Genomic DNA, 10127 nt, shown 5'->3' on the forward strand with positions numbered 1-10127 from the left:
CCATTTGTCCAGAATTGCTTGACATTCAGCGGTGGAAAATCAACCATGCGGCATCCTTTCAACCATGCGCGGTGCCCATGTCCCTGCTTCTCAAGCGGCCTCGGCCGTCCTTTGCCTCTGCCTTCGCCGAGATCGTGCGGGATGACGTGGTGCTCTGGATTTCAAAGTCGGAGGCCCGCATCGGTGCCGCCGCCTACAAATCCTTCATCGCCGGCCTCCCCACCGAAGACTCCACCTTCAAGCTGATGCTCGAAACCGCCATGCGCGGCAACTCGGGTGATCACGACGCCTTCCGCATCGCCACCGATCTCCAGAGCCATCTCGATTGGCCCGTCGATCAGGAACTGGTGCATGCGATTGCCAGTGGCGTCGAGCGCACCAAGAACCGGGGATATCGCGCGGCGATGATCGCGTGGGTCATGGAGACCGGGACCCGCTTCGACGCCAAGACCGGCGACAGCGTTGCATGGCGCGGCGACAACTTCACCGGCCAGCGCGCCGGCAAGGTCGTCGAGGTCGATCGCCCGATCGCCACCGGCACGGTCACCGACAGTTACGGCGCAAAGCTCCTGATCCTCGGCGAGAACCTGATCAAGGTGGCAGCATGAGCCTGATCCTCGGCCTTGATCCGGGTGTCAACGGCGCACTGGCATTCCTCAACATCGACACTTGGGAACTCGAAGTCATCGACGCTCCAAAGATCGAGACGAAGATCGCCGGAGGGGTGCGCAACCACGTCGACCACGGCCGGCTGGCACGCCTCATCCGCGTTCGCAAGCCCACGCATCTGGTCACCGAAAAGCTCTGGTCGCGGCCGGGGCAGGATTCGAAGTCGACCTTCACCCTCGGGCGCTACCTCGGCCACGTCGAGATGGCTGCTTCGATGCTTCTCGACTGCACGCTGTTGCAGCCGACGCCGCAGGAATGGAAGGGCGATCTCCACGTCTCGGCCGACAAGGCGCTCAGCCTCGGCCGCGCCGCTCAACTGATCCCGGCACTCGAACCGATCCTGACCCGCAAGGGCGATCACGACCGGGGCGAAGCCGCGATGCTCGCCTTCTGGGGCGCGCTCAAACTTGGACGGCTCCCCGCAGCCATCCGCCTCATCAACCCTCCCGACGCACCAAAGCGAAAGAAAGCAGCATGACCAAGAACAGTTGGATGGATGAGGAACGCCTGAACGTCCCGTCGATGTTCATCAGCGAGGATAGCGGCGACGAGATCGAGATGGTCGATACCGGCAAGGTCGACGCTGACGGCCAGCCGATCATTATCGCTCTGTCGCACAAGCAGGGTTTTGCCGGCTTCATCCCGCCCGGCGAATACGCCCGCATCCAGCGCCGGAAGGCGGAGGCCGAAGCCAAACAGGAACTGTCCGAACTCGTCGAGAGCATCATCGTTTCGACGCTGACCAAGCTCGGGCTGACCGTTGACGCTGAAAAGCTCAAGGCCAAGCCGAAGGGCAAGGCGAAGGGAAAGGCAAAGTAATGCCGATCCTTTCCAACCCGAAGTGGGAGCAGTTCGCCCACGCGCTCGCCGATGGCATGAAGCAGATCGACGCCTATGAGCAGGCCGGCTATCCGCGCAATGCATCGGCCGCGAGCCAGTTGAAGTCGCGTCCCGAAATTCAGTCCCGCATTCAGGAACTGCTCGGCGAAAAGCGCGACATCGCGATCCGCGAAAGCGAAGACGATCTCGACAACCTGCCGGCCGAACTCAACCGCGAATGGCTGATCAAGACGCTCATGAAGAACGTCGGGATTGCCCAGAAGGCGCAGCAGATCGCGCCGGCCAACAAGGCGGTCGAAATGCTGGCCCAGATCATCGGCGTCAGCTTCAAGGCCAAGACGCCGCTGGCCGACACGCCGGACGGCGAGCCGGAGGACACCAGCCAGACATTCGACTTCGACAAGGCCAGCGATGCGATCGGCCGTCTTGCCGAGACGCTGCCGAGCGGAGTCCCCGGTGCCTAAGCCTTATCCGTATCAGGATCGCGACAAGGCCTACGCGTTCTTGAAGCAGGTCGGCGATCTCTCCACGCTCATGGAGAAGATCGCGGCCGGTCAGGCGGATCATTCCCCTGAGCTACAGGCTGCCATTGCCCACATGACCGGTGCCACCGATCTGCATCGCCAGCATCAGGCGATCCAGACGCTGTTGAAGCGTGGCCGCAGCCAGCATGAGTCGCGCCTGATCGAGGCTGCCCCGATCGATTTCACCGCCTTCGTCGAAGTGATCTCGCCCGATGAGCCGGCCTCGTCGAAGCTGCACCGCTACCTCGGCGAAAAGCTGATGACCATGGAAGAGACGCCGGGCGTGCGCATCGGCGTTTCCATGCCACCGGGCCACGCCAAGGACATGTGCGTGACCACGCCGGTCACGATGGCCGATGGTTCGGAAAAGCCTCTTGGCGAGGTCGACACGGGCGATTTCGTCATCGGGCATTCCGGGCTGCCGCGTGAAGTCCTCGAAATCCACAATCAGGGCAAGCGACCGGTCATGCTGGTGCGCACGGTCTCGGGCCGCGTCCTCTATCCGCACGCCGAACATCCATTCCTGACGCCGGGCGGCTGGGTACAGGCTCAGCATCTGAAAGCTGGAGACGTGCTCGCCCAGCAGCGTGAATTTGGCATCCGCAACCATTCCGGCCGCACGCTCGACGAGTTCATTCTTGCCGGCTACATGATGGCCGCAGGCATGATCCGGGGCCGCGTCTATTCCCGCATCATGACGATCGACCGGCACTTCCGCACCGACGATCCCGAGATCATGCAGGACATGATCGACACCGCCAAGCGGCTCGGCTTCCGCGCCAAGATTTCCAAGAAGGTTTCCTACGGCGAGGCGATCCAGACCTGCAAGCTGGAGCAGAAGTTCGCCCACTGGTTGAAGACCAACGGCATGCTTGGCGAGCACCGCCATTCGATGCGCATCCCGGCATGGGTGTTCAAGGGCTCGATCACCGAGATCGGCGGCTTCATGGGCGCGATCTTCGCCATGGACGCCACGCTTGCGCCGTCGCGCCACGCGCAGTCGAACGGCCTCAACAAGATGGTGATCCGCGTCCGCAATGGCGCGATCGTCGCTGACCTCCAGCGCCTGCTTGCACGCCTCGGCGCGCGCAGCGCCCTCGACAAGCATCTGGTCGGCAACTGGAACTATGAGCCGACGACGTTCTGGAGCCTTTCGATTCCTGATGCCGAGGATCAATTCTACCTCCAGAAGACGTTGCGCATCCGGGGCGTCAACCAGCGCCTGTGGCAGGCCCCGATCGTGCCGCGTCAGTTCTTCGACGGCCGCTATGCCGCCGACAAGATCGTGGAAATCATTCCTGACTGGGACGTGCGCGAGACCAAGTGCCTGACCGTCGAAGAGGATCATTCGTTCCTCGCCAGCGGCATTGTGGTGCACAACTCGACCTATTGCAGCCGGCTCTTCCCCGCGTGGTGGATGGGCAAGCGCGAGAACAAGAAGTGGTTGCAGGGCGGGCACACCCAGCGCTTCGCCGAGAAGGAATTTGGCAAGAAGCTCCGCGACCAGATTCTGACCAAGCCGGGCTACCAGAAGGTGTTCCCGAACGTCGGCATCCGCTCCGCGTCTCAGGACGAAATCGTGCTGACCAACGATTGTTCCTACGTCGTCAAGGGCGTGGGGCAGGGCATCTCGGGTTATCGTTCGCACTTCAACAACATCGACGACCCCTACGCCACGTTCGCCGACGCCTACTCGCCGACGATCCGCGAAAAGGTCTGGGACTGGTTCCGGAACGACTTTCGTTCGCGCCGGCTGCCGGGTGCTGGTGAACTGATCATCGTCACGCGCTGGCACACCGACGACATCGTCGGCCGGCTCGAAGAACTCATGAAGGAGGAAGGTTCCACGGCCGAGCCGTGGGAGTTCATCAATCTACCTGCGTTCGCCGTCAACGAAGACGATGTTTTGAGCCGAAATGTTGGAGACGAACTTTGGCCTGAATTGTTCACAAAACGGTTTTTGTTGGACGTAAAAGCCACAATGACCGACGAAATGTGGGCCAGTTTGTATCAGTGCAATCCTGTACTTGAAAAGGGTAACATTCTACAGCGGGAATGGCTTTCTTACTACAAGCATCTGCCGCAGAAGGCCGCTATTCTCTCCCGTGAGACGCCGGCACAGGCAGCCCAGCGCGTGGCCGCACAGGTGCGTGATCCACGGCTGATCAAGGTGGACCCACCTGAATCCATGGGACCCCAGAAATCCACGGGGACCCTCGAAATCCTCGGGGACCCAAAGAATCCTCGGGCCGGAATTTCAATTTCCAAAGATGGAAATCCTGTCTACGCGCTCCGCACCGTGGTCTCGGTCGACACCGCCGAAACCGTCTCGACGCGCGCCGACCGCAGCGCCATTCAGGTCTGGATTCTAGGCTCCGATCACCGTCACTATCTGGCATACGCCAAGGCAGCCAAATTCGAGTTCCCGGCACTGGTCGAAGCGATCGAACTTATCGCCACGAACTGGGGCGCGGACGTGATCCTGATCGAAACCAAGGGTGCCGGCCATCAGTACGAGCAGGCCCGCCGAGGTCTGGCACCGTGCCCGATCATCGGCTTCAATCCGGGCCGCATGGAAAAGTCGATGCGCTTCGACGGCACCATGGTCCAGTGGCAGAGCGGCAACGTTGTCGTGCCCGAGCGCGCCGACTGGCTGGCCGACTACATCGACGAGCTTTTGAAGTTCCCATCCGGCCGATACGACGACAACGTCGACGCCTCCAGCCAGTATCTGCACTGGGCGCACACCGATGGTGGCTATCGACGCGGCACCAAGAAGCTCAAGGGCTGAAAGCCGTTAACCTTGACGGCATAGGGTTAACGCCATCTCCTGATTGCGCTCTGCACTCAACCCCTTGTTTCTCCTGCATAATCTGGCGCATCTCCGCAAACTGGTGAAAGCGGAGATGCACGATCGTATATAAACGGCCTCGATCGACGCTCATATATCGAACTGGACCGGAACGGAAGCCAAACGGGACTGAAACGGAACGGGAGCCAAAACCAAACGGGACCAGATTCCAAACGGGACGATTTTCCAAACGGGGAGGGGTTTTCTATATACAGCGCCCACGGCCAGTAGATCTTAACCCTGCCGAAGTAAGGTTAACGCGCCCACCAACGTTAACCCTGGACAGGTAGGGTTAACGGCCGTGTTAACCTTGTCGCGTTAAGGTTAACGCGCCGTCCAGATAATCTTTACCTTACCGTCCAGATTGGCTTTACAAATGCGGAGGTCCGGTTTAGCTTGATCCTGTCAACGCAAACAGGAGTCAGTCATGGCCCGCAACATCACAATCGAACTCGACACGCGCAAGGCCGAAGCCATCACCCTCTGGCTCTATGAAGTCGATCTCGAACTCATGGACGCAAGGCCGCGTCTCACCTTTCACCGGCACATTGCCGTCCTGATGCATTACATGGCGCACGGCTGGACGCCGGCACAGGCCGCAAAGGCGGTCGCGGAACTCTACATTGGGCGCGCGGCATGAGCCGGAGCGTCGAGTGCAAGTGCGAAAGCAATTTCACGTGCGGGCATTGCCTGCGCAACGCCAAGCCGTACTTTTTCACGCCTAGCACGTGTCAGGAAATCATCGCGCGGGAGATTGCGAAGAAATAGACATCCGCTTTTGCCACAATCCGGAGGCCGGCCAGTAACCCACTGGCCGGCCTTTGCTTTTCGGCGATCTCCGCTTTCAAAATTGGGTCTCTCAAAAGCGGAGACGTTAACCTTGATCCAGTAGGGTTAACGGCCGCTTAACGATCTCCGCTTTTCCCACTTTCCGGAGGTCGACCGCAAAGCCGCGCGCGCCATGGGTTTGCACTCGATCTCCGCATTTGTTTCGGCCTCTCAAAAGCGGAGATTAACCAATTCGGCCAGAAACGCTTGCGCCGCGTGTCCAGATTTGCTTTACTGCACTGGTCAACGCAAACGGAGTCTCACACATGCCCGCACCATCGCAGCAACGCATGACTGATCTGGAGCAGCTTATCGACGCTTGCGGCCTGATCGACGTGGTCGACGCTATCGCCTCGATCTGCAATGAAAAGGCCGAGCACATTCGCAGCGCTTGGCAGGACGACCAGACGGCCAAGGTCTGGGACAAGGCCGGCAAACATCTTGACGTGACAAGCGTCAAGCTCTCCGCCATCATGGACAGGACATAGGAGTCAGACAATGCACAACCACAAGGACCGGATAGGCAACGTTCACAACATTCTGGACGATTCCGACACGTCGACACTTGCCAACATATGCCGGTCAGCGGCCGAGCGCTTCAAAGAGACCGCTGACGGCTTCCGCAAGCTCATCGACCACAAGCCGCTCGAAGGCGAGCAACACGACGAGGCCGGCCGCATCTTCATCGACATGACGCCACATGGCCCGGCCGCTGCGCGCTTGGCCGAGCAGTTCGACCGGCAAGCGGCCGAGGCGATCAAGTTCGCCGAGATATTTGGGGACGCGGATCATGCCGAGGTCATTGGCCCGGCCGAGGAAGAGGAAGACGCCGCCTGATGCTTCTGCTCAGGCTTATCCAACTGGCCCTGTTCCTCTTCCTGCTCTGGGTCTTCATAAGGCTCTAGCCCGGCAACGTGCCGGGCTTCTGCCCGCCAGCCCGCCATTAACCTTGACCGGGTAAGGTAAACGCCGGCCGCGCCGCGTTAACGCCTCGTTAACCCTACCATCCACGTCCAGAAATTCTTGTTGCTTCTGTCCAGAATTGGTCTACAGTCTGGATTGTCAACGCAACGGAGTTTCCCATGTCCGAGACCTTATCGTTCAAGACCGCGCCGGGCTTCACCGCGCAAATCGTGCACGACGACGATTGCGAGCGTCCCTATGGGGACGACGATGGCGTCAAGCTGGTTGTCCTGCACCGCAACTATCTCGATCCGGCCGAAGGCAAGCTGGGCCGCACGGCCGACGAGGTCGCCGCGTGGATGAAAGAGAATGCGCGGGAGTGGTATTTCGCCAATCTCTACATGTACGAACATTCTGGCGTGGCCTATCGCGCCGGCATGTCCAATCCATTCTCTTGCCCATGGGATAGCGGGCAGGTCGGCATTGTCGCTCTGAAAAAGAGCGACTGGGGACGCGGCAAGGGCGAGCGCAACGCCAAGCGGCTGGAGTATGCCCGCACGGTTGCCGAGGAATATGGCCGCTGGGCCAATGGCGAGTGCTACGGCTATATCATCCATGATCCGGACGGCAATGAGCAGGACTCTTGCTGGGGTCATATCGGTTACGAATGGGCAACGGAAGCGGCCGAGGAAGCGGCCAAGCATGCCTATGTCCAGCGCCAACAACAGGAAGCAAGGGAAAGGGAGGAAGCACGATTGGCCCGGCAAGCCAAAACTAAAGCATACATAAAGCATCATGTGCCGCTGGAGCGGAGAACGTAAGGGAGGGTAAGGATTGACCTTATTAGATTAAGTCTAGGCCGGGCTAAAAGCCCGGCCTAGACTTAATCTAGTCTCCGTTAACCTTACCTGTGTAGGGTTAACGCCGGCCGCACGGCCGACGAGGTCTTAGGCGGCGTTAACCTTAACTTTCACCCGCCAGATTATTTTTCAAAAATGGACTTGCGTGTTTGTCCAGAATTGGTCTACATTCGGAGCGTCAACACAAACACAAACGGAGTTTCCGAAATGACCACTCTCACGAAAGCAAACGACAACTGGGCTCGCCGCGCTCCGGATGAGCGCTTCGCCTCTGTTCAGGCGCTGCATGAAGCGGCTCTGGGCTATAAGGCGGCAGCCCGCCGCACTCGCAACGTTCCTGTTCGTCAACTGGAGGCCAAGGTTTCCGACGATGGCGCGGTTGTGCTCAATGGTTCCATGGTCGAAACCAAGCTCACCAATTGGAGCTTTGGCCAGCTTGCCAAAGAGGCCGATGCGCCGGCCGCGTATCTCTCCAGCCTTCCGGCCAAGCTTGCGGCCGATTGCCTGAACTCCGGCTTTTCCAAGTCGGACGCTTCCCGCGAACTCTTCTATTCGCTGGACAATCCGACCGACTCGGCCGGCATGCGCACCTTGCGCGCCATGACCTCCGGCCGCTATTCCCGCATCTGGAATAGCGATATCACGCGCCGTCTTCTCCAGTTGGAAGCGGAAGGTCCTTGGCAGCCCGCTCCGGCCGCTTTCGACGGTTCGCGCGGTCTCTATCTGGGCGATCGGGACATGTTCGCGTTCATGGTCGACAACGATCGCCGCATCTTCGAAAAGGGTCCGGCCGGTGGCCTGTCGCGCGGCTTTTTCGTCGAAAATTCGGAAGTCGGCGCGGCATCGTTCAAAATCATGTCGTTCCTCTACGAATTTGTGTGCGGCAACCATCGAGTCTGGGGCGTGTCGGAAGTCAAAGAGGTCAAAATCCGTCACGTTGGCGCGGCTAACACGCTCGCTTTCGACGGACTGGAGGCCGAACTGATCCGCTATGCCAATTCGTCGGCCGACGAAACGGAACTCCAGATTGAGCGCATGCGCCGCTACAAGCTGGGCAAGGATTTGGACGAGGTCATTGACCGCGTCATGGGCTTGCGCGTCTCTGGGCTGGGCAAGAAAGCGATTGTCGACGGCTTCAAGGTCGCCGAGGAATACGCCGACTGGTACGGCGATCCGAAGTCGTCTTGGGGTCTTGCCGGTGGCCTTACTCAGGTCGCCCGCGACATGAAGAACGCGGATGACCGGGTCGCGCTTGAAAGAGCATCGGCCAAGGTGATGGAGGTCGCTCTGTAAGAAACAGAAAAGGGCGAGGCCGAAAGGTCTCGCCCTTTTGTTTCAATTTTTATTTATTTCCTCGATCTTAACCCTACGCCGTTAAGGTTAACGCCCAGCCCCGCCGCGTTAACCTTACAATCCGTGTCCAGTACTTTGCGCTTGTGCGTGTCCAGAATTGCTTTACATTCGGATTGTCAACGCAAACCGGAGTTTCTTCCATGAATGAGCAACGCCTTTGGGTCTCGCCAGTCGCGGACCTCGATAGCCTCACCGAACGCAAAGCCGCCGACCGCAAGCGCATGGCCGCGATCGTGAAAGACTTCGTCGACGCGCACGGCGTGGAAGAGTCCGTCATCCGAGCCGGTCATCTCGACAAGAGCGAAATCTGTGTCGATATCCATGTGACGCGCGGCCTGAAAGTCACCGTCGACTTTGCCGGCAAGAGCGCGTTTCACCGCGCCGATAACACCTTTGTGCTGTCGTGGCATTTCGACACCGATTCCGACACCTGCCTGTCAGACGCTTTTGGCAACATCAACAATTACCATTTCCGCAAGGGGACTCAGGTCGCGCGCGGCATGGAACAGTTGCTGCACTGTCTCCAGTTCTCGATTGGCATGGCCGCGACTGGCGAGGCCTTTGACGAGGTCCGCACGGCAGCGCATGCCGTTGAGATGGCCCCGCGCCGGATCATGTGGGCGGAAGAGCGCGCCAAGATGCAGGAGGCCCGCAATGCCGCATGAATGGCAGTATTCAGGCGATTTGCACCGCGAAGAGGGCGGACTGTATTGGCGCGAAGATGGTTCGGACGACTATGTCCGCGCCGTGCGGATCACGCCCTGTTCGGACGCTGGAGGCCCTGACAACCTGTATGTGATCGAACAGGGCTCGATCTACCTGCCGGAGGAAGAGACGCGCCGCAAGGCCGCGCTTGACTGTATCGGATGGTACAACGAGTCGGACCCTAACCCGGCACATTATCGCCGCTGTTTGGTCGACGCTTTTCTGGCCTATCACGGCATGGAAAACGACGCCATGGGCGGATCGATCGTGCTGCAAATCGGCCGCGCGCAAGAGAATGAGCGCGGCGGATGGTCACCCGAGGCCGATATCGTCAAGCCTCACAATCTCAACCTGCAACGCTTCGTGGAAGGGAATTACCTCGATTGATCCAGCTTGTGAATCTCAGTCTCTGGCTAATCCTTTTGGACATTGCCTGTCACCTGTAAAATGATCCAGTTCGCCGCGCCGCGTTGACACCTGCGCGGCACAAAGAGCCCGGCTTGACCTCCAGTCGCCGGGCTCTTTTCCGTTAACTCTATCTCCGCTTTTGGCAAGAATTGCTTGACGCCGCTCCGCTCTTTGATAGTGTGGACC

The 10127-nt window shown here is 59.5% G+C and carries 13 protein-coding genes; 12 read left to right on the forward strand and 1 reads right to left on the reverse strand.

From position 1 onward, the window contains the following. Positions 1-77 precede the first annotated feature (77 nt). The 12 genes from EOA36_RS02320 to EOA36_RS02375 all read left to right on the forward strand — a co-directional run bounded on the left by EOA36_RS02320 (position 78) and on the right by EOA36_RS02375 (position 9920). Positions 78-608, forward strand: coding sequence for a hypothetical protein (locus EOA36_RS02320; protein WP_127275443.1), 531 nt, complete (start codon positions 78-80; stop codon positions 606-608). Further along, positions 605-1147 carry a hypothetical protein gene (locus EOA36_RS02325; RefSeq protein ID WP_127275444.1) on the forward strand — a complete coding sequence of 181 codons (543 nt, stop codon included), beginning with the start codon at positions 605-607 and terminating at the stop codon, positions 1145-1147. The genes EOA36_RS02320 and EOA36_RS02325 overlap by 4 nt, the downstream gene beginning before the upstream one ends. Further along, the gene (locus EOA36_RS02330) at positions 1144-1488 is read left to right on the forward strand and encodes a hypothetical protein (RefSeq protein ID WP_127275445.1); all 345 of its coding nucleotides are present in this window, start codon (positions 1144-1146) and stop codon (positions 1486-1488) included. The genes EOA36_RS02325 and EOA36_RS02330 overlap by 4 nt, the downstream gene beginning before the upstream one ends. Continuing rightward, entirely contained in the window at positions 1488-1973 is a 486-nt protein-coding gene (locus tag EOA36_RS02335; protein WP_127275446.1) for a hypothetical protein, read from the forward strand. The genes EOA36_RS02330 and EOA36_RS02335 overlap by 1 nt, the downstream gene beginning before the upstream one ends. Then, entirely contained in the window at positions 1966-4824 is a 2859-nt protein-coding gene (terL, locus tag EOA36_RS02340; RefSeq protein ID WP_189553089.1) for a phage terminase large subunit, read from the forward strand. Before EOA36_RS02335 ends, terL begins: the two co-directional genes overlap by 8 nt. A gap of 487 nt (positions 4825-5311) precedes the next feature. Further along, on the forward strand, positions 5312-5524 hold the full coding sequence (locus EOA36_RS02345; protein ID WP_127275448.1) for a hypothetical protein: 213 nt from the start codon (positions 5312-5314) through the stop codon (positions 5522-5524). Between the two features lie 454 nt (positions 5525-5978). Further along, on the forward strand, positions 5979-6200 hold the full coding sequence (locus tag EOA36_RS02350; RefSeq protein WP_127275449.1) for a hypothetical protein: 222 nt from the start codon (positions 5979-5981) through the stop codon (positions 6198-6200). A gap of 10 nt (positions 6201-6210) precedes the next feature. After that, complete coding sequence (locus tag EOA36_RS02355; RefSeq protein WP_127275450.1) at positions 6211-6549, forward strand: hypothetical protein; 339 nt, start codon at positions 6211-6213, stop codon at positions 6547-6549. 245 nt (positions 6550-6794) lie between these two features. Next, complete coding sequence (locus EOA36_RS02360) at positions 6795-7436, forward strand: hypothetical protein (protein ID WP_127275451.1); 642 nt, start codon at positions 6795-6797, stop codon at positions 7434-7436. Positions 7437-7682: 246 nt separating this feature from the next. After that, a complete protein-coding gene (locus EOA36_RS02365; protein WP_189553091.1) occupies positions 7683-8768 on the forward strand; it encodes a DUF932 domain-containing protein in 1086 nt (361 codons plus the stop codon). Between the two features lie 200 nt (positions 8769-8968). Next, a complete protein-coding gene (locus EOA36_RS02370; RefSeq protein ID WP_127275453.1) occupies positions 8969-9493 on the forward strand; it encodes a hypothetical protein in 525 nt (174 codons plus the stop codon). Continuing rightward, a complete protein-coding gene (locus EOA36_RS02375) occupies positions 9483-9920 on the forward strand; it encodes a hypothetical protein (RefSeq protein ID WP_127275454.1) in 438 nt (145 codons plus the stop codon). Before EOA36_RS02370 ends, EOA36_RS02375 begins: the two co-directional genes overlap by 11 nt. 26 nt (positions 9921-9946) lie before the next feature. Here the strand turns inward: EOA36_RS02375 and EOA36_RS37665 are convergent. Continuing rightward, positions 9947-10127: hypothetical protein (locus tag EOA36_RS37665; RefSeq protein WP_210212396.1), on the reverse strand; the 181-nt coding region annotated here is incomplete at its 5' end.

It is taken from the genome of Mesorhizobium sp. M8A.F.Ca.ET.021.01.1.1, from assembly GCF_003998025.1.
Classification (GTDB): domain Bacteria; phylum Pseudomonadota; class Alphaproteobacteria; order Rhizobiales; family Rhizobiaceae; genus Mesorhizobium.